The organism is Kribbella voronezhensis (assembly GCF_004365175.1).
Lineage (GTDB): Bacteria > Actinomycetota > Actinomycetes > Propionibacteriales > Kribbellaceae > Kribbella > Kribbella voronezhensis.
The window spans coordinates 3,801,667-3,825,834 of record NZ_SOCE01000001.1; the positions used below are offsets into that span (position 1 = coordinate 3,801,667).

Sequence of the window (24,168 nt, forward strand, 5' to 3'; positions counted from 1 at the left end):
CGAGGTGGTCAGCGCCGAAGGCCGCTCAACGTGACTGCGACCAGGCGGTGAACGGCGGCCTTCGACGGCAGGGCATTGGCGGCGCCAAGAGCATGAAGACAGTAGGTCGCGAGCTCCGTGGCGGGTACGTCGGTGCGCAGGTCGCCGGTTGACCCCGCCTCGACGAGCAACTCGCGTATCAAGGTGTGCAGGTGCTGCCGTGCCTGGCTCACGTGAGCGGCTCGGTGCAGAGAGTCGGCCAGTTCGAATCGCGGGTGTTGGTACGACAGCACGGCGTACGCCGTCAGTACTGCGTCCAGTCGCTCAGAGGGGTCGGCGCGGTCGCGGACCTGCGTGAGCTCGTCCAGGTGGGATCGGACCTGGCGCTCGTGCCAGGCGGTGAGGATCGTGTCGACGTCGGGGAAGTACTTGTACAGCGTCGCGCGGCCGATCCCGGTCGCCTTGGCGATCTGCGACATCGTCACCGCGGCCGGCCCGTGCTCGGCGACCAGGTCCGCGGCCGCGTCCAGGGTCGCAGCACGCACCGCGTTGCGATGCGCTTCGATCGTGTCGTTCCACAGCTTCGGCACGGCGACGACTCTACTCGTAGTAGACAGATCGTCGGGTAGTAAGACACTCTGTATTGCAAAAAGGAGCTGTCGATGACGACTGCGGAGGGTCTCGTGACGACCGGGCGGGCGGACCGCTATCTGGACCAGTTCGCCAAGCACCTGGCCCATCAGCCGGGTGGAATCCAGGCACGCTCCGACCCCGACGGCAGCCTGCTGGTCGACTTCGGCGGAGCGACCTGCCGCCTGCGAGCGACAGCCGACAGCCTGATCCTGTACGCCGAGGCGGCAGCCCCCGAGGAGCTCGGCGGACTCCAGCGCCGCCTCACCGAACGACTCGAACAACTCGGCCGACGGGACGGACTCGCCGTCCGCTGGAGCCCCGACTTCATCGCAGCAGCACCATCAGAAGCCGGCGATCATCGAGGTCACGGACACCACCGATGAGACGGGTTCCTCGAAGAGGCGACCCAAGAAGACCGCCGCGATCCGCAGGTTCGCCGAGGCGACAGCAGTCAGTTCTGCAGTTGGCGGCCGACGGTCTTGATGAGATCGGCGAGGTCTGCCGACGGCTCGAGAGTGTAGGGCGCGCCGAGGGCGGCGACGCCCGCGACGTACTGGATCAGGAGCGAAGGCGAGTCGGCGGAGATCCGTAGTACGCAAGCATCCTCGGTCGTCGGCGTGAGCTGGCCCGGGATCAGGCCGAAGAACGCCGACCGCACGACCGATGCCGGTAGCTCGACAGAGATCCGGACCGAGTGCCGGTAGGAGGCGGTCGCGAAGGACTCGGCCAGGTACGACGCCGCGTCCGCGGCCGGGAGCTCACGTGCTTCGAAGTGATGCCGGGTCGGGGCGACGTCGGAGATCCGGTCCACCCGGAAGGTCCGCCAGTCGGCGCGATCCGGGTCGTACGCGAGCAGGTACCAGCGGCCGCGCAACGTCACCAGCCGATGCGGCTCGACCCGCCGTCGCGACGGCTCCCGCCGCCGGGTCGAGTAGCCGAAGGCAACGATCTCGAGATCCCGGCAACAAGCGGCCAGGACGGCGAGCAGCCCGGGATCCACCTGGGGAAGACCGTCGCGCACCATCACCTCGGTCGCGCTCACCGCGGCCACCCGTGGACGCAACCGCGCCGGCAGCACCTGCTCCAGCTTGGCGAGCGCGCTCATCGAGCTCTCCTCGATCCCCGCTACGCCACCCGCCGCGGCGCCCGCGAGTCCGATCGCCACGGCGACGGCCTCGTCCTCGTCCAGCAGCAGGGGTGGCACGTTCTTCCCCGAAGCAAGCCGGTAGCCGCCGGCGGTCCCCGTCGTACCGGTGACCGGGTAGTCGAGCGCGCGGAGTCGGTCGACGTCACGCCGTACGGTCCGGTCGGTGACGCCGAGGCGCTCGGCCAGCTCGGCGCCGGACCACTCGCGCCGGCTCTGCAATAGAGCCAGCAGCCGGAGCAGCCGTCCGGGGAGATCCTTTCTCGCGCTCACAGATCCAAGACTGGCAGATCTTTAGGACAAGATGAGTCCGGAAGGCCGTCTAGCGTCGTTCGTATGACTACCGAACTCACCAACCTCGACGGTCCGGTCTGGACCCCCGACACGGACGGATATGACGAGGCCCGGCTGGGATTCCAGCGCCTCGATCCGCATCGCCCGGCGTACGTCGTGGGCGCTGCCAGCGCGAAGGACGTCCAGTCGGCCGTGCACTTCGCGCGGGAGAACGGCCTCAAGGTGGCGGTCAAAGCCAAGGGCCACGGTCACCTCAACCCGCTCGACGGAGGCGTCCTGATCACCACGGACCGCCTGAACGACGTCGTCGTCGATCCGGACACCAAGACGGCGTGGATCGAGGCCGGCGCGACCTGGAAGCAGGTCATCGAAGCCGCCGCACCCCACGGGCTCGCCCCGCTGTCCGGCAGCTTCCCCACTCTCGGTGCCGTTCCGTACATCCTCGGCGGCGGCCTCGGCCTGATGGCGAGGCAGTACGGGTACGCCGCCGACCACGTCCGCCGGATCGAGCTCGTCACCCCCGACGGCGTACTCCGGAACGCCGAGGACGACCCCGATCTGTTCTGGGCGCTTCGCGGCGGCATCGGCAATTTCGGCATCGTTACCCGGCTCCAGATCGACCTGTTCGAGGTGACAACGCTCTACGGCGGCAGCCTGTACTACGACCTCTCGGCGAACCCGGGGGCGCTCGAAGCCTGGCGCGAGTGGACCGAGACCGTCCCCGACAACGTCACCTCGGCGGTCGCAGTACTGAGGTTCCTCGACATCCCGCACGTCCCCGAGCCGCTGCGCGGGAAGCATGTCGCCCAACTCCAGCTCAGCATCCTCGACGGCGGTGAGGAGTTGGTCCGGCCGCTCCGGAAGATCGGTGAGCCGGTCGTCGACACCGTCGGCGAGTTGCCCTACACCGAGTCGGCCAAGATCTTCGCAGAGCCGGATCGCGCCGACGCCTTCAGCTCGCGCAACGTCCTGCTGAGCGCGCTCGACCCGCAGGCGCTCGACACCGTGCGGACCGGATCGGACGCGAACAAGTGCGTGCTCGCCATCCGGCACCTCGGCGGGGCGCTCGCCAAGGAGCCCGAGATCGCCAACGCGATGGGCCACCGCGACGCGCAGTACTCCGTGACCGTGCTGTCGATCGGCGAGCAGGACCAAAGCGTGCGGCATCGCGCGGTCCTCGAGCCGTTCGCCGATCAGGTGGTCGGCCGGCTGCTCAACTTCAGCAGCGCCTCGCTCGACGAGGCCGACCTCCGGGCCGCCTTCGACGAAGGAGACTACGCCCACCTGTGGGAGCTCCGGGCGCGCTACGACCCCGACGAACTCCTGCAGCCGAACCACCCGCTCTAGAGCGCAGCGGTGACGTCGATCTCGACAAGTTGGCCGGTGAAACCGAGCTGGGCGACGCCGAGCAGGGTGCTCGCCGTACTGAACGCCGGTGCGAGCGGCGAGTCGTTCAACCGGACCCACACGGCACCGAGGACGTCCCGATCCGGACTGGCCACGTAGATGACGGTCCGTACGACGTCCTCCGGGCGGGCGCCGGCCGACTCGAGAGCGACCAGGATGTTCCGCACCACCTGGTCGGTCTGCCCGTCGAACCCGCCCTCGGCCAACTGCCCGGACTCGTCCAGTGGGCACTGCCCGGCCAGGAACACCAGCCGTTCGGCCTCGACCGTGGTCACGTGGTGGTACCCGGGCGTCGCGTGCAGGCCGGCCGGGTTGGAGCGCTCAATGGTCACGCGCCGAGCCAACGGCACCACCCGGCCACCGTCAACAGAATATTCAGGCGAACTCGGCGATCGCTTCGGCAAGCCGGCGCGGCTGGTCGAGGGGGATGAGCGTGTAACTGTCGTCCACCTCGATCAGCTTGCCCTGGGGAAGAAGGTCCGCCAGCCGCCGACCGTGCTCGGGCGGCATCACGCGATCCTGCGCGGCCCACACCACCAGAGCCGGCCGATCGAAGCCGGGCAGTGCCTCGGCGGCCTTGAGCAGAAGGCGTTTGTCGGCGAAGGCTGCTCGCAGTACCCGTACTACGTCTCGTCGGATCGCGGCGTCGCGCAGTACCGGCTTCAACCACCGGACCGTAGCGGCGTCGCCTCGCTTGGTCAGCCAGCCGAACGTGATCGGCAACCGCCGCATCGCGCGCATCCGGAGCTGCTGCAAGAAGAGGCCGAGAATGCCCGGCGAGAGCTTGCCGACCAGTGCGAGCGTCCTGCCGGTGAGTCCGGGCGGCAGCTTGTCGAACGCCTCGCAGGACACCAGGACGATCCTGCCGACCCGTTCGGTGTTTGCCCGCAGCAACAACTGGACGAGCGCTCCACCGGTGTCGTTGCCGACCAGCGTGACGTCGTCGAGGTCCAGCTGCTCGAGGAACTCCGCGACCAGCTGCGCGATCCCGGGCAGGGACAAATCGGCCTCGGGATGCATCGCCTGCCGAGCGCACCGAGCGGAAGAGTCGGTACTACGCAGCGGTGGCCGGCCGACAACTCCGCGACCGTGCCGTCCCACAACGACGAGTCCATCATCAGGCCGTGCAGCAGGACGATCGTCGGTCCGGAGCCGACGTCGTCGTACTCGATCGTCCCGGCGGACAACGCGATCTCGTTCACGCTTGCAGCCGAAGGCGCGAAACCGCTGCGGGCTGGCTGAGCACGTGCTTGCGGAGGAAGTCGAGTTCGGCTTCGACGACCGGCTCGTGCTGGTCGAGGAAGGGGGCGTAGTGGCCGCCGGGGACGCGGACGAGCTCGGCACGGGGTGCGCGGCGAGCTGCGGCGATCGAGGGGGCTGCGAGGGCGGACTGGTCCTGGTCGGCGACGACCACGAGCAGCGGCACCTTCACCTTCGACGCATACCGGCCGGGTCGGTAGAAGGTGACTCGGAGAGCTGACCGCGCGGCGACGAGTTGCAGCCAGTCGGGGTACTTGTTGCCTGGGTTCAGCGCCTCGTTGGTCTGCTGCGAGTCCGGCGTGGTGAGCAGCGCGACCGTTCCCGGCTCGGCCACCAGTGGCACCAGGCGAGGCGGTCTGCCGACGAGACTCCCGAGCGCGTCGAGGAGCGCCCGACCGGTGAACCGCAGCATGGCCGACGGCTTCTGATGGCGGGCCGCGTTCCGGGCCGCGGCCGGGCCGTCGGCGTTGGGCGTCTGCGCGATGGCAGCCGCGAGCTGTGGATTCCGCGCCGCCAGCGGGAAGATGTAGCCGCCCGAGAGCGAGAACGCCCAGATCGCGATCTCGCCCGGGTCGACCTCCGGCAGCGTTCCGGCGTACTCGATCGCGGCCTGCCAGTCGGCCAGTTGCTCACTGACGCGAGCCACCTGCCGAGGCTCGCCGGCGCTCTCGCCGAGATGCCGGTAGTCGAAGGCGAGCACGGAGAACCCGGCCGCGTGGAACCGCCGCGCGAACACGTCGGTCCCCGGCTCCTTCGTCACGGCGAAGCCGCCCGTCATGATCACGCAGCCGCCATTCGTCCCCGGGTAGTGCCAGGCCACACATCCGTCCCCGAACCGCACCCGCACCCGCTCCTCCGACATACCCCACCAGCTCCTCTCAGCCCCGACCGTGGTTAAAGTGAACCACCCGGTTCGCAAAACTGTCCAGAGGCGTACCGACGGACAGGAGGTAGTCGGCCACGACCTAGTGCGTCCAGGCGCGACTGAGCACCGGCGTACGGCGTACAGGTGGTGCACTACCTGTCGGTCGGTACGCCGATGGCTCAGTCGGCAGCGGCTTCTTCGTGGGTGAGGGCACGGTCGAGCGCGGCGAAACCGGCCTCGATGCCGTCGCCGTCGCCGCTGGTTCGCCATTCGACCAGGAAGCCGCGGAGCACGCCGAGGATCATCTCGGCGACCTCGTGTTTGCGGCGCGCGCTCCACTCGCCCGGGAGGATCGAGAGCAGTGACGGCAGGTACTGCTTCGAGGCTTCCCGTGCGAGTTGGGCATAGCGCGCCGAGTCGTACATCGCGAGGCCGATCGCCTGGTCGAGTACCCAGGCCTCCTCGCCGACGAGCACCGGCCACATCGCGCGCACCCGGCCGGCCAGCGTCCGGCTCGCGGAATCCTCGGCGGCAGCGGCCATGCTTCGGTCGATTCGTCGGGTGCGAAGCCGGAGTACCGCCTGGGTGAGCAGGTCTTCGGGACCGTCGAAGTAGTAGAGCAGCACCTTGTGCGTGGTACCGGCCGCACGGGCAGCACGCCGAAGTGAGAAGTCCACGAGTCCGTTGGTGCCGAGGTCGTCGGTCACCCGTTCGAGCAGTTCGAGGCGCCGCGCCTCGCCCCGCGCCGACCCGGCCGACCGCCGGTAGCCCGCGCGCTCCTGCTCGGCTTCACCTTCAGACACGTCGACAGTATCCAGGTCGGAGCACTCGGGACCGCGTACCGACCGGGCTCAGCCGGCGAACCGGCGTACGAACCTCTTCTGCCAGAACGTCTCGACCGCTTTCGGATCGTAGTTCGCCCGGACGAACTCCACCGCTTCAGAAGCCGGTACGCCGTCGAGCACCGCAAGGCAGGCCAGGGCGGTCCCGGTCCGCCCCCGCCCACCGGCACAGGCGAACTCGACCCGCTCCGAACCGGCCCGGTCGAGCGCCTCCGCCAGCACGGAACGCGCCTCGGCCCGGTCCTTCGGCAACCTGAAGTCGGGCCAGACGATCCAGCGAGAGTCCCACTCCACCTGAGGTGGATGCTCACCCAGCAGATAGACGCCGTACGTCGGCAATTGCCCAGCGGGCAACGGATTCCGCAGGCCTCGGCCCCGCACCAACCGTCCCGACGGAAGCCGCAACACGCCGGCCCCAGCCTGGTCCCACTCGTCCGTCATCGGGCCACGGTAGCTCGGCAGCTAGAAGGCGGCGCCGGGACGGATCGAATCGCTCATCAGGTCGAGCAAGGCGGTCACCGCCCGGCTCGGACGCTTGCCGCTGAGCGTGATCGCAGACAACGTCCAGGTCAGGTCGATGTCGGTCAGCCGCAACCGGGCCACCCCAGGTTGGTTGCCGAGGTCAACCTCCGGTACGACGGCGACCCCGAGTCCGGCCCGCACGTACTCCGGGACGGTGCTCAGGTCGGGGACCTCCACCTGCACCCGGCGCGGGATTCCGGCGTTGTCGAAGGCGTGGTCGACGGTGGTCCGGTTGCCGAACCCGCGCAGTTGATCGATGAACCGCTCGCCGGCCATGTCGCGCAGTTCGATCCCGTCCCGGCCGGCCAGCCGATGAGCCGACGGCACCATCACCACGAACGGGACGGTGGCCAACTCGCGCGCTTCCAAGCCGGTCAACTCGGTGGGATTCAGACCGACCAGGGAGATGTCGAGCCGGCCGTGGCGGACGTCGTCGGCGAGCCCACTCGAACCGGTCGGCGAAGTGGTCACCTGCACCTCGACCAAGGGGTAGCGCTGGTAGAACGCTCCGAGCAGCGCGGCCAGGTCGACCAGCCCCAACCGGGTCATCGTGCCGATCCGGATGTTGCCACGCAGTCCGGTCGACGCCTCCTCGACCACCGCGCGTGCCCGGTCGAGCGCTTCCAGGGCCGCCTTCGCCTCCGGCAACAGCGCCTCGCCCGCGGCCGACAAGGTCACCCGCCGCGTCGAGCGATCGAACAGCGTCGTCTTGAGGTCGGACTCCAGCGCGCGGATGGCCGCCGACACGGTCGACTGGACCGCGAACTTCCGCTGCGCTGCCCGGGTGAAGCTCAGCTCCTCGGCCACCGCGACGAAGTACTCCAGCTGTCTCGAGTCCACAGCAGCGATTATCGGTCTGCTCGATAAGTGCATGCAAGAAGATTCGTTGGACTCGATAGATCAACCGAGACACCCTGAAGACATGACAACTCTGACCGACCGCCCCGGGCACCAGGTCGGCTCGCGCGTGCGCTTCGCTCATGGCACCGGCTTCTGGGTGATCGCCGCCGCCTTCCTGATCACGATGGCGTTCTCCACCGTGCCGACGCCGCTCTACGCGATCTACCAGCGCCGGGACGGCTTCCCGACCTTCATGATCACGGTCATCTTCGCCACCTACGCGGTCGGCGTGATGGCCAGCCTGTACCTCGCCGGTCACGTCAGCGACTGGCTCGGTCGGCGCCGGGTCGCGCTGCTCGCCGTACTGGCCGAGGCGGTGTCCGCGGCGATCTTCCTGATCTGGCCGGACGTCCCCGGGCTGCTGCTGGCCAGGTTCATCTCGGGAGTCGGTGTCGGCGCACTGACCGCGACGGCGACAGCGCACATCTCGGAGCTGCGCCAGATCGCCCGGCCGGACCAGGATCCGAGCCGGTCGGCGCTGATCTCCTCGATGGTCAACCTCGGCGGGCTCGCCTTCGGTCCGCTGGTCGGCGGCATCCTGGCGCAGTACGTGTCGGCGCCGTTGGAGCGCCCGTACGAGGTGTTCCTGGTTCTGCTGCTGCTCAGTGCGGTCGGGATCACGCTGGTGCCCGAGACCGTCGAGCGGCTGGAGGAGCGGCCGGCCTATCGCCCGCAGAAGGTGGCTCTGCCGAGTGCTGCGAAGCCGCAGTTCTTCGCGACGGCAGCGGGAGCGTTCGCCGCCTTCGCGATCTTCGGGCTCTTCACCTCGTTGGCCCCGACGTTCCTGGCCGGAACCCTGCACCACACTTCGCGGCTGCTCGCCGGAGTGGTGACCTTCGCGGTGTTCGTCGCGGGCGCGCTCAGTCAGGTCGTCTTCGTGCGACTCAGCAGGCAGCGGCAGTTGCAACTCGGTCTGGTGCTGATGTCGACCGGCCTGCTCGGTGTCGCCGTCGGCGGACTGGCCCCCAGCCTGTGGGTGTTCGTCACCGGCGGAGTCGTCGCCGGTGCGGGCGTCGGCCTGGTCTTCCGCGGGGCGGTCGCGACCGCGGCCTCGCTCGCGGACGCCGGTTCGCGCGGCGAGGTGCTCGCCGCACTGTTCCTGATCGCGTACGCCGGCCTGGCGGTCCCCGTGCTCTCCATCGGAGTCGGGATCGCCTTCCTCCCCGATCAGGTCGCGCTGCTGATCTTCTCCGCGATCATCCTGGTGATGGTGAACGTCGCCGGCGTACGGATGCTGAAGGCGAATCAGCACCAGGGATAGCCTCGCGGACATGAGTATCGAAACGTCGACTGTTTCCGTTGGGGATCTCACCGCTTATCTGGCCCGCCCGGCTTCGGCCGGTGCCGGGCCAGGGCTGTTGTTGCTGCCGATGATCACCGGGATCGGTGAGCAGGTCAGGGACTGGGCGGACGAACTGGCCGGCCGTGGCGTCACCGCGCTGGTCTGGGATCCGTTCAAGGGGCGCAGTACGGACAACTCGACCAGGGAAGAGCTGAGCGAGTTGCTGGCCGAACTCGACGACGACACCGCGATCGCTGAGCAGGTGGCGCTGCTCGACCATCTGCTGGGCGAACTCGGCTGTCCGAAGGCCGGGGTGATCGGCTGGTGCCTCGGTGGCCGGTTCGCTTTGTTGCTGGCGGCAAGGGATCACCGGCCGGCGAGCGTCACGGCGTACCACCCCACCACGCCGTCGGAGCTGCGGCCGAACCACTCGTACGACGCGATCGCCGAAGCAGCCGCGATCACCGCGCCGGTGATGGTGATCTACCCGGGCAACGACGCTGCCGTACCGGTGGCCGACTTCGAGGCACTGCAGACCTCGTTGCAGGGAAGGTCGACTGGCGCGACCATCACCCAGTTCTATCCGGGCGCCGAGCACGGCTTCTCCGACCGCTCACGGCAGGACAAGCAGGTCAACGCCGACGCCTTCACCCTTTCCTGGCCGCAAGCCCTCGACTTCATCCACACGACCACGACCTAACTGAGGCGTCAGGCCGACTGCAGGGTTGTGCGGCGGTGGGTGGTAGGGCTGGTGCCGCGGAGGCGTTTGAAGGCGACTGACAGGGCGAAGGCGTTCGCGTAGCCGACCCGGCGGGCGATCGCCTCGACCGTGTCGGTCGTCTCCCGCAGCATGTCGGCGGCCAACGCGATCCGCCAGCCGGTGAGGTACGCCATCGGTGCCTCACCGACCAGCGCACTGAATCGCCGGGCCAGACTCGCCCGGGACACTCCGGTGCGATCGGCCAGTTCGACAACACTCCACGGGTACGCCGGGTCTTCGTGCAGCAGCCGGAGCGCCAAACCGACGACCGGATCGCTCTGCGCCTGGTACCACCCGGGCGCATGCGACTCCGGCCGGGCGAACCATGCGCGCAACGTGGTGATCAACGCCAGGTCGAGCCATCTGTCCAGCACACTCTGCTGACCGGGCTCGTCGCGCTGGATCTCACCGAGCACCATCGACATCACATGGCCGGCCACCGCGTCAGCCGGTACGACCAGCACCGAAGGCAGGGCGGTCAGCAGCCGTCTGCTGACATCCCCCTCCAGCAGATAGGTGCCGCTGACAAGCATCGCGTCCCCGTCGAGACGGCCGCCGTACGTCCGTACGCCGAGGCGCGCGCTGTAGTCGACAGGTGCCCCAGGCAACGGTTCGCAGATGCCGCCCGGGTGGATCCGCAGTTGGGGCTCGGTGGCCGGGTCGTCGGCCACGACGTACGGCTCGGGACCGTTGAAGATCGCCACGTCGCCGGTCTCCATCCGGGTCGGCTCGATCCCGTCCCGGACGATCCAGGCGGAGCCCCGCACCAGCGTCGCCAGTGCCAGTTGTGCCCCGTCGCGGATGTCGAGCGCCCAGGGCGTGTCCATGATCGTCAGGTTGAACACGCCGCCCCGCGCGCGGGTGCCGGCGAGCAGATCGTCGAGCACGTCCATGGCGGCGAGCCTACCTCGGGGTGCTGAGACGCACGGACATGGAACTGCGCGGGACAACCATGGTTTGTCTCAGCGATCACCGATGAACTTGAGCCATGACCAACACACTGAACTTCACCAAGCTGCTCACCCTCACCGGCCTGGTCGGTACCGCCTTGATGGGCGGCGTCTTCTACGCGTTCGGGACGGCCGTGATGGGTTCGCTGCAGCGGATGCCGGCCGGTCAAGGGGCCGCCGCGATGAACCTGATCAACGTGCGGATCCAGAACCCACTGTTCCTGTTGATCTTCATGGGCACGGCGCTGGTGTGCGTCGCGCTCGGGATCATCGCGCTGGTCAAGGACGCGCCCGGCAAGTGGTGGCTGGTCGCGGGGGCGGCGCTCTACCTGGTCGGCGTGATCGTGGTCAGCTTTGCCGTCAACATCCCGCTGAACGACAAGCTGGCCACCTTCGACCCGAACTCGGCCGCCGGTGCCGCGGAGTGGCTGAACTACCTGGCCAAGTGGAACCCGGCCAACAACCTCCGCGCCGTCTCCTGTGCCCTGGGCGTCGTCGCCTTCGGCCTCGCCCTCGCCTCCGGCGCCGGCTCGAAGACGACCGCCGCCCCGGCGATCGGCGCCGGCTCGATCGCCCGCGCCGACGGGGCTCACCAAGGCGCCCGGCCCGCCGGCGCACCGCAGTACGGCTCGACGCAGGGCCACCAGTTCCAGCTGCCTAACCCGGGCTGGCAGACGCCGCAGCAGGTAGCTCCCCGCCCGCAGTCCTGGCAGTAGCCGTCCGTGCCCACAACCCACTGCCAGGCCGTCGCTCGCCGACCGGCCTGGCAGAGCCCTGTCTACAGTGGATCCACATCCACCGTGGGTACCGTCAGCGCTTCCCTGCTGAGGAGATGGTGATGGAGCAACTGCTGAAGGTGCGTGGCGTCGAGTTGTGTGTCGAGACCTTCGGGACGAAGGACGACCCGGCGATTCTGCTGATCCACGGCGCCTCCGCCTCGATGGATTTCTGGGAGACGCCGTTCTGTGAGCGACTCGCGGCAGCCGGCCGCTTCGTCATCCGCTACGACCACCGCGACACCGGCCGCTCGGTCAGCTACGAGCCCGGCAAACCGCAGTACACCGCGGCCGACCTCAGGGAGGATCCGATCGGCATCCTCGACGCTCTCCACCTCGGGCGCGCGAACATCGTCGGCCTCTCGATGGGCGGCGGCATCTCCCAGGCGCTGGTCCTCGACCACCCCGACCGGGTCGCATCCGCCACCTTCATCGCCACCAGCCCGATCGCCACCTCGACCCCGGTGGACCTCCCGCCGATGGCAGCTCACCTGCAGGAGGCGTTCGCGGCCGATCAGCCGCCGACCGACTGGTCCGATCCCGACGCAGCCCTCGACGCGTTCATCCAGGAAGAGCAGCTGTACGCCGGAACTTTCCCGTACGACGAACCGGCTCGCCGTGAGCTCGTCGCGCGGATGATCGCCCGCACGACCGACCTCGCCTCCGCCATGACCAACCCGTGGATCCTCGACGACGGCGACTCCAAGGACCGCGACCTCGCCGGCATCGCCGTACCGACGCTCGTCATGCACGGCACCGAGGACCCGATGTTCCGGCCGGCACACGCCGAGGCGCTCGCTCGGGAGATCCCGGGTGCGCGGTTGGTGCTGCTGGAAGGCGCCGGTCACGAGCTGCCTCAGCAGGTCTGGGACCAGGCGATTCCGGAGCTCGTCGGGATCAGTCGGCGCTGAGAAACCTCTGCCGGGACACGATCGAAATCTATGCTGACCGGAGTAGACATTCTCTGGAGGGCTGTGTAGTGTTCCTCGTGTTGACAGAGAAGAAGAGCGAAGCTGACGTGGACAGCTAACGACCTGTCCAAAAGTGTTTGTGCAGTGAGTGGGACGGCGGATCCCGCCGGGCCGATCAGTGAAGGGGCTCGGGTTTCACGCCAGGGTCAGAGTCGCGGAGCCGGTGGTAGGAAAGGGTTCCGGGCTTGACGAAGGAAGTAGTAGTTCGCAGTGCTGTAGTAGCAGTTCGTAGTTGTAGTTCGCGGTAAGAGCAGTTGTAGTTCGCAGTTTGTAGTTGCAGTGCAGCAGTTGTCAGATGCAGTAGTAGTTCGAGACAAGAAGGGGAGGGATTACACCGTCGGATCGCCCGCCAGTGCCAGTACTTCGCCGGGCGGGTGCCGTAGTTCCATCAGTAAGGAAGGTGGTCTTCGGTTACGCATTCAGCGATCCCCGTAGTGGCAGCCTTCACGTGGCGCGCTACGGACAGGTAAGTCCGGCCTCACGGCCGGTAGATGGTGGAATATTCCCGACCCTGGGCCCCGGTGCTACGGCACCGGGGCCCGTCGGCATGGAGGCGCGATGACCCCAGATGTCCACACGGAGACACCGATGAGTTCAACCCCGACGACCGGCCCCGCCAACTTCGACGACGACGACTATCCCGCCTTCACGATGGGCCGGGCCGCGGAGATGCTCGGGACCACGCCGGGATTCCTGCGCAGCCTGGACGAGGCGAAGCTGATCACCCCGCAACGGTCCGAGGGTGGTCACCGTCGCTATTCCCGGTACCAGTTGCGGCTGGCCGCTCGCGCTCGCGAGCTGGTCGACCAGGGCACCGCGCTCGAGGCCGCCTGTCGGATCATCATCTTGGAAGACCAGTTGGCCGAAGCGCTGCGCATCAACGAGGAGATGCGCGAGAAGGGCTAGCTACCTGCATAAGATTTGCCCAACCCTGATGGACCCGGCCGGTAGCGTGGCCGGGTGATCACCATTGAACGTGCCGTCACCGTGGAGAAGCCCGTCGAGACAGTGTTCGCCTACCTGTCCGACTTCGAGACCACCGTCGACTGGGATCCCGGGACGGTGTCGACGGTGCGGCTGGCGGGCGACGGCGGCGTCGGCACGAAGTACCGGAACAGGTCCTCGTTCGCCGGCCGCGAGACCGAACTGGAGTACGTCGTACAGCGGTTCGAGCCCGGCCGGATCTTCCAGGTGCGCGGCGAGAACAAGACCGTGGTCGCGCTCGACACGATGACGTTCCGCGAGACCGGCAGCGGTACCGAGGTCACCTACCGGGCCGAGTTCGAGTTCAAGGGCGTTGCCCGGGTGATCGAGCCGCTGTTCCGCGGCCAGTTCAAGAAGCTCGGCGACGAAGCCGAATCCGGACTTCGCGCCGCGCTCCTCGAACTGTAGGTCGTTGACGATCTAGCCGGCCGACCGCACCATCGTCCGGATGCCCACCGTCAGCCCGGCCGCCGCGGTGACGAGCGCGGCCAGCCAACCCCACAGCACAGCCGTCGAGCTCACATCACCCGCGAAGAGCGCGCGCTCGGCGTCGACCAGGTAGGCCAGCGGGTTGAACTTCGAGGCCACCTGCATCCATCCCGGTCCGGTCTCCAGCGGCAGCAGCATTCCCGACAGGATCATCAGCGGGAACAGGAAGGTCTGCTGCACCACCCAGAACAACCAGTCCTGCTTGCGTACCGCGATCGCCAGCGCATAACTGAAGGCGCCCAGCCCGATCCCGAACACGGCCAGCAACGCGAGCCCGACGACCGCGCCGCCGACATGCAGGTCGAAACCGAACGGCGTCATCACCGCGATCACGATCAGCGCCTGCCCGAACAGCGGCACCATCTCCTTCAGCGCCCGGCCGATCAGCAGCGACGAGCGGGACAGCGGCGTCACCATCATCCGTTCGTGCGCACCGGTCTGGAACTCGGACAACAGGTTCGCGCCGGTCGTCGAGGTTCCGAACAGCGTCGTCATCACCAGGATCGACGGCACGAACCACTGCCAGACGCCGTCGCCGAACGCCGCGCCCATCGAGCCGCGGAGCAACGGCCCGAACAGGCCGAGGAACACCAAGGGCTGGATCATCCCGAACAGCAGCGAGAACGGATCCCGCAGTACCGGCTTGAGTTCTCGTGTCATCACGATCCGGATGTCGCGCAGGAGGTTCCGCTGCGCCGGTGAGGCGGCCGGACGGGAGACGGTGGGGACGGTGAGGGTGGTCATGCCGCTGCCTTTCCGTTGGCACCGGTCTCGCGCAGGCTGCGGCCGGTGAGGGTGAGGAACACGTCGTCGAGGGTCGGGCGATGCACTTGTGCCGCGGCCACCGGTACGCCGAGTTGCTGGGCGCCACCGAGGAGGACGGGCAACGCGGCCGGCCCGTTGGTCACACGAACCGAGATCTCGTCGCCCTCGACCACGAGGTCGCGCGCACCGGGCAACTGCCCCGCGAGCCGGCGTACCGCCGAGTGGTTGCCGGGGGCAACAGTGAGGGCGAGCCGGTCGCCGGCGAGGTCGGCTTTCAGGGCGTCGGCGGTGTCGTCCGCGATCACCTGTCCGTGGTCGACCACGACGACCCGCTCGGCCATCGAGTCCGCCTCGTCGAGGTAGTGCGTGGTGAGCACGATCGTCATCTCGTACTGCGCGCGCATCCGCAGGATGTGATCCCACAGGTTTGCCCGGTTCTGCGGATCGAGGCCGGTCGACGGCTCATCCAGGAACAGCAGCTTCGGCGCGTGCACCAGGCCCATCGCGACGTCGAGGCGCCGGCGCTGGCCACCGGACAGCTCGGAGACCTTGCGCCGGGCGAGGTCCTTCAGTTCGAGCGATTCGAGCAGTTCCCCGGCGCGCAGTTTCGCCGCTCGCCGGTCGAGCCCGTAGATGACGCCCTGCCCGGCGAGTTCGTCGGCGACGCGTTGCGCATGGCCGGCGCCGTTGCCCTGGCCGACGTACCCGATCTGCCGGCGGACCTGGTCCGGCCGCGCGACGACGTCGTACCCGGCGACCTCGGCGGTGCCGGCGGTCGGGGCGATCAGGGTGGTGAGCATCCGCAGCGTGGTCGTCTTGCCGGCGCCGTTCGGGCCGAGGACGGCGACGAGTTCGCCGGGGTCGACCGTCAGGCTGATGCCGCGGACCGCGTGCACGGTCTCGGTGCGGCTCACCTCGAAGTCCTTGGTGAGCTCTCGGGTGCTGATCACGATGTCTCCTCTGTCGGGGTCACTTGCCGACGACATTTCCAGTAGTAGCGGCCAGGTTCTGGCCGGTACTCGTGGCAATCTGAGGTCATGTCCGAAACCTCGGCTCGACTTCTCTCGCTGCTGTCCCTGCTCCAGGCGCGCCGCGACTGGCCGGGCGCACTGCTGGCCGAACGCCTCGAGGTCAGTCCGCGCACGGTCCGCCGTGACGTCGACCGGCTCCGCGATCTCGGCTACCCGGTCCGTGCGACCAAAGGCCCGGACGGCGGCTACCGCCTCGACGCGGGCGCCGACCTGCCTCCGCTGCTGTTCGACGACGACCAGGCGATCGCGGTCGCCGTCGCGCTGCAGACCGCCACCACGACCGTCACCGGGATCGAGGAAGGCGCCCTTCGCGCGCTGGCCACGGTTCGCCAGGTGATGCCGGCCCGGCTGCGCCAGCGGGTCGACGCGCTGCAGGTGACGACCGTCGACAAGTACGCCGACTCACGCCGTACGAAGGTGGATTCGGAACACCTGATCGCGATCGGGACCGCGCTGCGCGCCCACGAAGTACTGCGCTTCGACTACGCGTCGCCGGGAGCGACCGAATGGGTCCCGCCGCGCAAGGTGGAGCCGCATCACCTGGTCACCTGGGGCGGCCGCTGGTACCTGGTCGCGTGGGACCTGGACCGCAACGACTGGCGCACCTTCCGGGTGGACCGGATGTTGCCCAAGACGCCGACCGGGCCGCGCTTCACCCCGCGCGAACTGCCCGCGCCCGACGTCTCGACGTACATCTCGGGCAAGTTCACCGGGCAGAACCAATGGCCGTGCCGCGGCGAGGCGATCCTGCAGGCGAAGGCGGCGGACATCGCCCGCTGGGCCGGCCGCGACGCGATCGTCGAGGAGATCACCGAGACCAGTTGCCGGCTGATCCTGAACGGCTGGTCGTGGACCGGACTGGCCGCGACCTTCGGGATGTTCGAGTGCGAACTGGAGTTCGTGGGCCCGGCTGAGCTGAAGACCGCGGCTGCTCAGCTGGCCGTCCGGTATTCCAAGGCAGCTTCTTGAGTAAAGGACAGAACCTGGCCGCTACCTTCGAGAGGCTGGGAGCATGACGACAGAGCGGAAGTACCCAGGTGGCAAGGGAACTGTGACGCCGTACGTGGCCGTTCGGGGCGCGGCGGACTGGCTGAAATTCGTGGAGCGGGCCTTCGAGACCAAGGCGTCGTTCGCCGTACCCAACGAGGACGGCACCATCGGGCACGCGGAGATCACCATCGGCGACTCGGTCGTGATGGCCTTCGACGCCCAGCCGGACTGGCCGGACCTGCCGAGCCTGCTGAGTGTGTACGTCGACGATGCGGACGCCGCCGTCGCGCGAGCCGTCGAAGCGGGCGCCACGGTGATCACGCCACTGATCACCTCGAAGATCGTGGGCGACCGCGGGGCGCGGATCAGGGATCCGTTCGGCAACATCTGGTGGATCCAGGCGCACCTGTACGACGTGAACCCGGCGGACCTGCCGGCTCTGTTCGCCGACCCGGCCGAAGCCGCCGCGATGAAACAGCTCCAGGAGTCCTTCGCCGCCGAGATGCGCTCGCGCCGGGGTTAGTACAGAACGGGGTTCAGCGGCGAGGAGATACGGTCGCCGGGCCGGTTGCCGGGCATCCAGGTGGCCAGGTCGGCCTGCTGGAACGTGTTCACCGGTTCGACGATCTCCATCTCGGCGTCCACATAGATGATGGTCATCACGCGGCGCGGTACGTCGGTCTCGTTCGGCGCCGCGTGGTGGAAGGTCCAGCCCCGGTGGTAGCTGACCTCGCCCAACTCGAACGGCTCTGCCACTTCGGGGAATTCCTGCTCGGCCAGCGCCGCCTGCAGGACGCGCTCCGACTCGTCGCTGATCGGCAGATCCCGGCCGTGGTCGAACGACTGGCTCCCGGCGGCGAACGCGAGCGGGCCCATCGCCAACGGCGTTGCCTGCAACGGGATCCACGCGGTCACGCATCGATCGGTCGCGAACGGCCAGTAGTACTGGTCCGCATGCCACGGTGTCACCCCACCACCGGACTCCTTGTAGAGCGCCTGATCGTGGTACAGCCGAACCGACCGTACGCCGAGCAGTTGCGCCGCGATCCGGGCGAGCCGCGGCGACGACACGAACTCCAGCATCAGTTCGCTGTCCTGCCACAGGTTCATCACCTGCAGGAACGCCTTGCCGTACGTGTCCCGCTCCGCCAACGGGAGGTGCTGGGTGTTGAGTTCGATGACCTTGCCGGTGATCTCCGGCTCGTACGCCGCGATCGTCGCCGGGCTCAGCACGTTCCGGAGTTTGACGAAGCCGTGGTCGGCGAAGTGGGCGATCGAGGCCCGGTCCAGGGCGTAGTCGATCTCGAGCTCAGCGCGGGTAAGCGTCATCCCAACAGGGTGGGCGTGTCATCCATCGTTGTAAAGCGGTCGAGTGCCCGTCGTTCACGCGGCGTCGTGGAAGACCAGGCCCAGGGTGTGGCGGATGCCTGAGCGGACCGTGCTGACTCCGTGGCGTACGGGGGCCGCCGACCAGCCGCGGGCGGACTCCACCGGGCGGTCCCGGGTCGTGAAGATGAGCCCTTGGCCCTGCGGCAAAGGCGTGACGGTACCGCGGGACTGGGCGCGCGGGCGCTGCTCGACGAGCAGGAACTCACCGCCGACGTGGTCCACACCCGGCCGATCCAGGCCGATCACCACCTGCAGCGGGAACACCAGATCGCCGTACAGATCGCGATGGAGCGCGTTCCAGTCGCCCGCTTGGTACCGCAGGAGGATCGGCGTCGGCCGGGTCTGGCCCGCGTGATGGCAGTCGTCGAGCCATTCGTCCAACGTGTCCGGCCAAGGCGCGGGCTTGCCCAATCGATCGGCCCACTCGCGCGCGATCGGCAACAGGTGTGGATAGAACGCCGCCCGGAGCGCCGCGACCAACTCCGGCAGCGGGTGGTCGAAGTACCGGTACTGCCCGGAGCCGAACCGGTAGCGCTGCATGTCGATCGTCGCCCGGAACCGCTCGACCTCGTCGTACAGGCCCGAGATCTCCGCGCACTGGGCCGGCGTGAGCAGCTGCGGTGTCAACGCGCAGCCGACCGAGTCGAGTTCCGCCGTCAGTTGCTTCCAGTCGAAGTCCATACCGATAGAACGCGCTCGGTCGCGGTCGTGTGAGGGCTCAGATGATGCCGACGTAGGTGAGCGCGAAGGCGACGCAGGGCGACAGGAACAGCGAGGCCACGACGACCACGCCCTTGAAGGTCTGGCCGGGCCCGATGAACCGCCGGTACGCCGCGATCAGCACCGGCACCATCACGATTTCCAGGGCGAGCATGCTCCGCGGAATCACCAGGTCGGCGGCCGCCAGGACGACAGACAGCCCGGCAGCCGCGATCCACGCAGCGAACCCCAGCCGGTACGTCGTACTCGCGCCAAGGCGAACCGCGATCGTCCGGTACCCGGCGGCCCGGTCCGCCTCCAGGTCGGCCAGCGTGGTCGGCAAATAGAGGCCAACGGCAACCAAGGTGCCCTGCAAGGCCATCAGCCAGGGGAATCCGCTCAGGTCATTCGTCACGGCGGCCCAGCCGGTCAGTGGTCCGAAGGTGCCCAGGGCAAGCGAATTCACGGCGACATCGAAACCGGCCCGGGTCTTCAGCCGCACCGGCGGAACGCTGTAGGCGTAGCCGAGAACGACGGCAAGCAGGACGCCGAGCGCGAAGACCACTCCGACCGCGAAACCGGCTGCCAGGGAGGCGGTTCCGGCGATCGCCGCGATCCCTTTCGCCGTCCGGACGGAAACGCGTCCGTCGAGCAACGGAGACTTCGACTTCCGCGGATTCAGCAGGTCGCCGGGCAGGTCGTGCGCGTCGTTGATCGCGAGCACCGACAGCCACAGCAACGGCCCCATCACCAGGGCTCCGAGCAACAGCCGCGCCCACTCGGAAGGTGCCGGGATCAAGCGATGGGTGGCGAGCAGAACACCAACGTAATAAGGGACTACGGAAACCGCCCAGAACGCCGGCCGCCCCACGGCCAGGACATCGCGGACCCTTGGACGATGGTGAACGACGAGCGGCCCGCGGCCGGCCGAGCGTAGAACGGCGTGGGTCTGGCTGCTCTGCTCCACCCCTGTGGTCACGTCACCACAGTGCTCCCGAGTTGGCCGATCGCACCTCCCTCCTCGGAGTGAGTCCCCTCACTCCGAGGAGGGCTCAGGCGTGAATGTGAGCAAGAGAACCCGACTCGAGCGCCACCCAGACCGACCCGTCGGTCGCCACCGCGAGCCCGTGTGGTTCGGTGCCCTCGCCGAACGAGACCTCGTCGACAACCGCACCCTCGGAGTCCAGACGGACCGCGGAACCCGAACCCCACAAGGTGATCCAGCAACCCCCGTCGGCGGTCGCAACCACCGCGTGCGGCTTGGAAGTCCGGTCCGGCAGCGGATACTCGGTGATCTTGCCGTCCGCGGTGATGCGCCCCACCTGACCGGCGAGGAGTTCCACGAACCACACCCCGTCGCGACCCGCGCTGATCCCGACCGGCCCGGCGCCCTCGGTCGGCAGGGGATAGGTCGTCACCTCGCCGTCGACCGTCATCCGGCCGATCGCGTTGCCCTGGTTGAGCGCGAACCACAGCTCGTCGGCAGCGGTGATCATCGCCGGGAAGGCGCCCGCAGTACCGATCGGGTACTGCGTGACCTCGCCGTCCACCGTGACCCGCCCGATCCGGTCCACGGACATCAACGTGCTCCACAAGGCGCCGTCGGGCCCGACACACAACCCGTACGGCGAACCGCCGAGTTCGACAGCGCTCACCGTGCCGTCCGGGCCGATCCGCCCGATCCGGTCGTCGCCGTTCCGGCTGAACCAGACCCCACCATCAGGACCGGCCACGATCACACTCGGCTTGCTTCCCGTCGCCTGCAACTCGAACCGCTCCACCGCTGCGTTGTCAGTAGGCCCGGTCGCTGCCGCAAGCCGAGCGATGGCGTCGGCGTGGACCAGCGTGGTCCAGACCGCGTCGCCCGCCACCGTCACGCCGTACGGGCCGTCGCCGGCAGCGCCGACCCTGATTTCCGTCCACCGACTCACGGAGCCTCCTGTTAATGCGACCGATGTTGCATTAGGATCGTGCCATGATCCAGCGCGACGACGCAAGCCCGATTCCCCGCCCCGGCGGCCGAACGGCCCGGGTGCGCGCCGACGTCCTCGCCGCGGTCGAACGCGAACTCGCCGCGAGCGGCTACGACAACCTCACGATCGAAATGGTCGCGGCATCGTCCGGCGTTCACCGGACGACGATCTACCGCCGCTGGGGAAGCGTCGCCGGCCTGCTGGTCGACCTGCTCGCGTCCGGTGCCGACGACGACTGGCAGCCGGCCGACACGGGATCACTGGAAGCCGACCTGATCCGCCTCAACCGGGAGGTCCGCGACGCGCTCGCTCAGCAGCCCTCACTCACCGGGGCCGTGATCGCCGCCTCGTTCCGCACCGCCGAAGCGGCCGAGGCGCTCACGTCGTTCTGGCAGGATCGCTATGTCCGCAGCGAGGTCGTGGTCAGCCGTGCGATCGATCGCGGCGAGATCCCCTCGGACACCGACGCGCAGCGCTTGCTGATCGCGTGCACCGCGCCGGTCTACCACCAACTCGTCCTGCTCCGGCAGCCGATGACCCGCGCAGCCGCGGATCGCGCGGCCAAAGACGCTGCCGCTGCAGCTCGCGCCGGCGTGTATGTGCGCTAGCCGTCAGGAGCAAGTCGGTGCTAGCAGCCGCAGGAGCTGCGATGGACCAAGGTGGGGTCGAGCCGGATGCTGCGGGCCGGTTGATCAGGGTCGTCGATGCGCGACGTGATCAGCTCGACCGCTGTGGCGGCCAGTTCGTGATGCGGCTGTGCGATCGTCGTCAGGCGCGGCTCGAACAGGTCCGCCCAGGCGAAGTCGTCGAACGCCGCCAGCGCGATGTCCGCCGGCACCGACAAGCCGGCGTCGCGCAGCGCCCGCATCGCGCCGATCGTCATCTTGTTGTTCGCCACGACCAACGCGGTCGGCGGATCCGGCAGCTGAAGCAGTTGCGCCGTCGCCCCGCGGGCCGGCTCGGCATCCGAGGAGCCGCCCCGCAGCAGCTCCTCGTCGTACCGGAGGTTCGCCCGGTCGAGTCCGAGCCGGTAGCCCGCGACCCGCTCCTTCGTGGTCGCCAGTCCGGCCAACCCGCTGACCATCCCGATCCTGCGGTGACCGCGGCCGGCCAGGTGCTCGACCAGGTGCGACGTCGCCTCGACATTCTCCGTGCCGACCTCATCGAGTCCCGACCCGATCAACCGGTCGACCAGCACCACGGGAACCCGGCTGCGGTGCAGATACTCCAGCGTCCGCTCCGGGGCCGGTGACGCCGCCAGGATGATCCCGTCGGCCCGGCGCTCGTGCAGATCCCTGGCCACCTTGAGTTCGTGCTCCGGATCGTCGTGGGTGTCGGCGATCAGGATCGAGTACCCGCGCCGTTCGGCCTCCGCCTGGAGATGGTGGGCCAGCTCCCCGAAGTACGGATTGGAGATCGACGACAGCGCCAGCCCGATCGTGTCCGTCTTCGACATCACCAGCGACCGCGCGACGGTGTTCGGCACGTACCCCGTCTCGCGGACCGCGGTGAGCACGGCCTCCCGGGTGTCCGGCGCCACGAACCGCGTCTCGTTCAGCACATGAGAAACCGTCGTCACCGAAACCCTGGCCCGCCTGGCCACATCCGCCATCTTCACCACAGGCCCATTCTCCTCTCGGGCCTGGTACTTCGGGCGCTACTGCGGGTCGTAGGCGCAGGAGCTCTCCAGGTCGCCGGCCTCGGTACCGGGCTTCCGCGGGGTGACCTTCCCGGTCGGCTTGCCGGTGGGCCGGTTGGTGGATCTGGCGACCGGATTCGTCTTCGGCGCCAGCGCGGTGGCAACGATCTCACGCATGGCCGCGTAGTTGGGGTTGCGGCCGTTCGGGAAGTTCTTCTGCTTGTCCAGGTCGACGTTGCTGATCTTGGCCGACTTGACCCGCTGGCCGAGGCCGACGAACTGGGGCAGCAGATTCTGTGGGATGTCGGTACGGATCAGCTTCTCGCCGGCCTTGGCGATCGACTGGTAGTTGGCGAGGACGTTCTGCGGGGTGGCTCGTTCCACCAGCGCCTTGATGGTGCAGTGCTGGCGGGCCTGCCGGGCGAGGTCCGCGCCGGGCACCTGGTACCGGCCGCGGGCGAACCAGAGCGCGTCGAAGCCGTTCAGGTGGCGGTTGGGACCCGGCTTCAGATAGCGCCCCGGCGGGATGTGCTTGTCGTCGTCGCCACCGACCGGGACCGGGTAGTTGATGTTCACGGTGATCCCGCCGAGCGCCTCGACCATCTGCTCGAAGCCGGACAGGTTGATCTGCAGGTAGTAGTGCAGTTTCAGCCCGAGTGCCTCACCGACCGACACCTTCAGGATGTCGGCGCCCTGGTTGTCGGACGGTCCGAGAATCCCGTCGTGCAGTTTCGGGATGTTCCGGTACATCGCGTCCAGATAGAACGCGTCCTGCTCGACATCGCCCTTCTTCGGGTCCCAGAAGCCGGTCGGGTAGAACTTGTGCAGCGGCGAATCCTTCGGGAACGGCATCCGCATGAAGTTCCTGGTCAGCGAGATCAGCTTCGTGTCGCCGGTCCTGGTGTCGATGCTGGCGACCATCACCGTGTCGGTCCGGGTGCCTTGCCGCCCCGCCCCGTCGTCGGCGCCGAGCAGCAACAGGTTGAGCCGCGGCAGTTGCGCCCACGGGTCCTTCTTGTTCGCGATCGTCGGCCGGGTGGCGCTCTTGGAATTGCCGTCGGCGAACACGTGCGTCACCAGGTCGCGCTGGGCGAGCAGATTCTGCGCGCCCAGCGCTGTCCCGGACGCGATCGTGCAACACACCAGCCCGATCACGAACGACCCACCCAGCCGCGCCCCGAGCCCGGACCCCAACGGCCGCAGCATCTTGTACGACGTGACGACGATCGTCACCCACAAGAGCGCGACGACGGCGAGTCCGGCGATGATCCAGAGCAACAGGTTCGGGTCGAGCGCCCACTTGATCACATCGTCGCGCCGGGCCAACCCGACGTACGCGGCAGTGCCGAGAAACGCGACGGTGAGACCGGTGACGAAGACACCGAGCCGCGTCCGCCCGGCCACCAAGTACGCAGTACCAGGCACTGCGGCACCCAAGACGGCGAGCACCAGTGCACCGAGCGCGGACCGTTGCCGGCCGCTCGGTGCGGCCCGGCGGGCGGCTCGTGGCTTGGCCCGCCGCGCTCTGGTCGCCCTGCTGCTTTCGTGAATTCTGCTGCCTCTTGGGGACATGGCTCCACTCGGTGGCCGGGAACAGGACGGTCGGACGCGTCCCCTGTTCGCG

At 68.4% G+C, this 24,168-nt stretch carries 29 protein-coding genes; 12 read left to right on the forward strand and 17 right to left on the reverse strand.

All coding sequences use genetic code 11. From position 1 onward, the window contains the following. Positions 1 to 8: 8 nt before the first annotated feature. Entirely contained in the window at positions 9 to 569 is a 561-nt protein-coding gene (locus tag EV138_RS17515) for a TetR/AcrR family transcriptional regulator (RefSeq protein ID WP_133979967.1), read from the reverse strand. 72 nt (positions 570 to 641) lie between these two features. Here EV138_RS17515 and EV138_RS17520 point away from each other — a divergent pair, with 72 nt between their 5' ends. After that, positions 642 to 995, forward strand: a complete 354-nt coding sequence (locus EV138_RS17520) for a DUF2218 domain-containing protein (protein ID WP_133979968.1) — start codon at positions 642 to 644, stop codon at positions 993 to 995. A 68-nt stretch (positions 996 to 1,063) separates the two neighbouring features. Here EV138_RS17520 and EV138_RS17525 read toward each other — a convergent pair whose 3' ends face one another. Beyond that, entirely contained in the window at positions 1,064 to 2,029 is a 966-nt protein-coding gene (locus EV138_RS17525) for a helix-turn-helix transcriptional regulator (RefSeq protein WP_133979969.1), read from the reverse strand. Between the two features lie 63 nt (positions 2,030 to 2,092). On the opposite strand from EV138_RS17525, the gene EV138_RS17530 reads away from it, so the two are divergent. Next, complete coding sequence (locus EV138_RS17530) at positions 2,093 to 3,397, forward strand: FAD-binding oxidoreductase (protein ID WP_133979970.1); 1,305 nt, start codon at positions 2,093 to 2,095, stop codon at positions 3,395 to 3,397. Here the strand turns inward: EV138_RS17530 and EV138_RS17535 are convergent. Beyond that, a complete protein-coding gene (locus EV138_RS17535; protein WP_133979971.1) occupies positions 3,394 to 3,789 on the reverse strand; it encodes a RidA family protein in 396 nt (131 codons plus the stop codon). The genes EV138_RS17530 and EV138_RS17535 overlap by 4 nt on opposite strands. Before the next feature lie 43 nt (positions 3,790 to 3,832). After that, positions 3,833 to 4,477, reverse strand: a complete 645-nt coding sequence (locus tag EV138_RS17540) for an alpha/beta fold hydrolase (RefSeq protein ID WP_202866747.1) — start codon at positions 4,475 to 4,477, stop codon at positions 3,833 to 3,835. Here EV138_RS17540 and EV138_RS37655 point away from each other — a divergent pair. Further along, positions 4,472 to 4,699, forward strand: a complete 228-nt coding sequence (locus tag EV138_RS37655) for a hypothetical protein (protein WP_202866748.1) — start codon at positions 4,472 to 4,474, stop codon at positions 4,697 to 4,699. The two genes, EV138_RS17540 and EV138_RS37655, sit on opposite strands and share 6 nt — an antisense overlap. Here the strand turns inward: EV138_RS37655 and EV138_RS17545 are convergent. From EV138_RS17545 to EV138_RS17560, 4 genes are all read right to left on the reverse strand, one after another. After that, on the reverse strand, positions 4,656 to 5,579 hold the full coding sequence (locus EV138_RS17545; RefSeq protein ID WP_133979972.1) for an alpha/beta hydrolase: 924 nt from the start codon (positions 5,577 to 5,579) through the stop codon (positions 4,656 to 4,658). The genes EV138_RS37655 and EV138_RS17545 overlap by 44 nt on opposite strands. 182 nt (positions 5,580 to 5,761) lie before the next feature. Then, a complete protein-coding gene (locus tag EV138_RS17550; protein WP_133979973.1) occupies positions 5,762 to 6,385 on the reverse strand; it encodes a TetR/AcrR family transcriptional regulator in 624 nt (207 codons plus the stop codon). A 48-nt stretch (positions 6,386 to 6,433) separates the two neighbouring features. After that, positions 6,434 to 6,865: a protein-tyrosine phosphatase family protein gene (locus EV138_RS17555; protein WP_133979974.1), complete on the reverse strand. Its 432-nt coding sequence runs from the start codon at positions 6,863 to 6,865 to the stop codon at positions 6,434 to 6,436. 21 nt (positions 6,866 to 6,886) lie between these two features. Beyond that, entirely contained in the window at positions 6,887 to 7,786 is a 900-nt protein-coding gene (locus tag EV138_RS17560; protein WP_133979975.1) for a LysR family transcriptional regulator, read from the reverse strand. 82 nt (positions 7,787 to 7,868) lie between these two features. Between EV138_RS17560 and EV138_RS17565 the strand changes: the two genes are divergently transcribed. Both EV138_RS17565 and EV138_RS17570 read left to right on the forward strand, forming a co-directional pair. Beyond that, positions 7,869 to 9,107 carry an MFS transporter gene (locus EV138_RS17565; RefSeq protein WP_133979976.1) on the forward strand — a complete coding sequence of 413 codons (1,239 nt, stop codon included), beginning with the start codon at positions 7,869 to 7,871 and terminating at the stop codon, positions 9,105 to 9,107. Between the two features lie 10 nt (positions 9,108 to 9,117). After that, a complete protein-coding gene (locus tag EV138_RS17570; protein WP_133979977.1) occupies positions 9,118 to 9,828 on the forward strand; it encodes a dienelactone hydrolase family protein in 711 nt (236 codons plus the stop codon). Between the two features lie 8 nt (positions 9,829 to 9,836). Here EV138_RS17570 and EV138_RS17575 read toward each other — a convergent pair whose 3' ends face one another. Further along, complete coding sequence (locus EV138_RS17575; protein WP_133979978.1) at positions 9,837 to 10,781, reverse strand: AraC family transcriptional regulator; 945 nt, start codon at positions 10,779 to 10,781, stop codon at positions 9,837 to 9,839. 95 nt (positions 10,782 to 10,876) lie between these two features. Between EV138_RS17575 and EV138_RS17580 the strand changes: the two genes are divergently transcribed. The 4 genes from EV138_RS17580 (at position 10,877) to EV138_RS17595 (ending at position 13,977) form a co-directional block, all read left to right on the forward strand. Beyond that, on the forward strand, positions 10,877 to 11,554 hold the full coding sequence (locus tag EV138_RS17580) for an anthrone oxygenase family protein (protein ID WP_238158193.1): 678 nt from the start codon (positions 10,877 to 10,879) through the stop codon (positions 11,552 to 11,554). 122 nt (positions 11,555 to 11,676) lie between these two features. After that, on the forward strand, positions 11,677 to 12,525 hold the full coding sequence (locus EV138_RS17585) for an alpha/beta fold hydrolase (protein WP_238158194.1): 849 nt from the start codon (positions 11,677 to 11,679) through the stop codon (positions 12,523 to 12,525). A gap of 648 nt (positions 12,526 to 13,173) precedes the next feature. Further along, a complete protein-coding gene (locus EV138_RS17590) occupies positions 13,174 to 13,491 on the forward strand; it encodes a MerR family transcriptional regulator (RefSeq protein WP_133979980.1) in 318 nt (105 codons plus the stop codon). A gap of 54 nt (positions 13,492 to 13,545) precedes the next feature. After that, entirely contained in the window at positions 13,546 to 13,977 is a 432-nt protein-coding gene (locus tag EV138_RS17595) for an SRPBCC family protein (protein WP_202866749.1), read from the forward strand. Between the two features lie 12 nt (positions 13,978 to 13,989). Here EV138_RS17595 and EV138_RS17600 read toward each other — a convergent pair whose 3' ends face one another. Together EV138_RS17600 and EV138_RS17605 are read right to left on the reverse strand one after the other, a co-directional pair. Next, a complete protein-coding gene (locus EV138_RS17600; protein WP_133979981.1) occupies positions 13,990 to 14,802 on the reverse strand; it encodes an ABC transporter permease in 813 nt (270 codons plus the stop codon). Next, the gene (locus tag EV138_RS17605; RefSeq protein WP_202866750.1) at positions 14,799 to 15,773 is read right to left on the reverse strand and encodes an ATP-binding cassette domain-containing protein; all 975 of its coding nucleotides are present in this window, start codon (positions 15,771 to 15,773) and stop codon (positions 14,799 to 14,801) included. Before EV138_RS17605 ends, EV138_RS17600 begins: the two co-directional genes overlap by 4 nt. 87 nt (positions 15,774 to 15,860) lie before the next feature. On the opposite strand from EV138_RS17605, the gene EV138_RS17610 reads away from it, so the two are divergent. Both EV138_RS17610 and EV138_RS17615 read left to right on the forward strand, forming a co-directional pair. After that, positions 15,861 to 16,823 (forward strand): helix-turn-helix transcriptional regulator, encoded by a 963-nt coding sequence (locus EV138_RS17610; RefSeq protein ID WP_133979983.1) that lies wholly within the window; start codon positions 15,861 to 15,863, stop codon positions 16,821 to 16,823. Positions 16,824 to 16,866: 43 nt separating this feature from the next. Further along, entirely contained in the window at positions 16,867 to 17,367 is a 501-nt protein-coding gene (locus EV138_RS17615; protein ID WP_133979984.1) for a VOC family protein, read from the forward strand. Here EV138_RS17615 and EV138_RS17620 read toward each other — a convergent pair. The 4 genes from EV138_RS17620 to EV138_RS17635 all read right to left on the reverse strand — a co-directional run bounded on the left by EV138_RS17620 (position 17,364) and on the right by EV138_RS17635 (position 20,863). Beyond that, positions 17,364 to 18,173, reverse strand: a complete 810-nt coding sequence (locus EV138_RS17620) for a phytanoyl-CoA dioxygenase family protein (protein WP_133979985.1) — start codon at positions 18,171 to 18,173, stop codon at positions 17,364 to 17,366. The two genes, EV138_RS17615 and EV138_RS17620, sit on opposite strands and share 4 nt — an antisense overlap. Before the next feature lie 54 nt (positions 18,174 to 18,227). Beyond that, a complete protein-coding gene (locus tag EV138_RS17625; RefSeq protein ID WP_133979986.1) occupies positions 18,228 to 18,914 on the reverse strand; it encodes a 2OG-Fe(II) oxygenase in 687 nt (228 codons plus the stop codon). 37 nt (positions 18,915 to 18,951) lie between these two features. Then, entirely contained in the window at positions 18,952 to 19,911 is a 960-nt protein-coding gene (locus EV138_RS17630; RefSeq protein WP_238158195.1) for a UbiA prenyltransferase family protein, read from the reverse strand. Between the two features lie 73 nt (positions 19,912 to 19,984). Continuing rightward, on the reverse strand, positions 19,985 to 20,863 hold the full coding sequence (locus tag EV138_RS17635; protein WP_133979987.1) for a Vgb family protein: 879 nt from the start codon (positions 20,861 to 20,863) through the stop codon (positions 19,985 to 19,987). A gap of 44 nt (positions 20,864 to 20,907) precedes the next feature. On the opposite strand from EV138_RS17635, the gene EV138_RS17640 reads away from it, so the two are divergent. Continuing rightward, entirely contained in the window at positions 20,908 to 21,513 is a 606-nt protein-coding gene (locus tag EV138_RS17640) for a TetR/AcrR family transcriptional regulator (protein WP_133979988.1), read from the forward strand. A gap of 20 nt (positions 21,514 to 21,533) precedes the next feature. Here the strand turns inward: EV138_RS17640 and EV138_RS17645 are convergent, their stop codons facing one another. Both EV138_RS17645 and EV138_RS17650 read right to left on the reverse strand, forming a co-directional pair. After that, on the reverse strand, positions 21,534 to 22,517 hold the full coding sequence (locus EV138_RS17645; protein WP_238158434.1) for a LacI family DNA-binding transcriptional regulator: 984 nt from the start codon (positions 22,515 to 22,517) through the stop codon (positions 21,534 to 21,536). 45 nt (positions 22,518 to 22,562) lie between these two features. After that, entirely contained in the window at positions 22,563 to 23,993 is a 1,431-nt protein-coding gene (locus EV138_RS17650) for an LCP family protein (RefSeq protein ID WP_238158196.1), read from the reverse strand. Between the last annotated feature and the right edge of the window lie 175 nt (positions 23,994 to 24,168).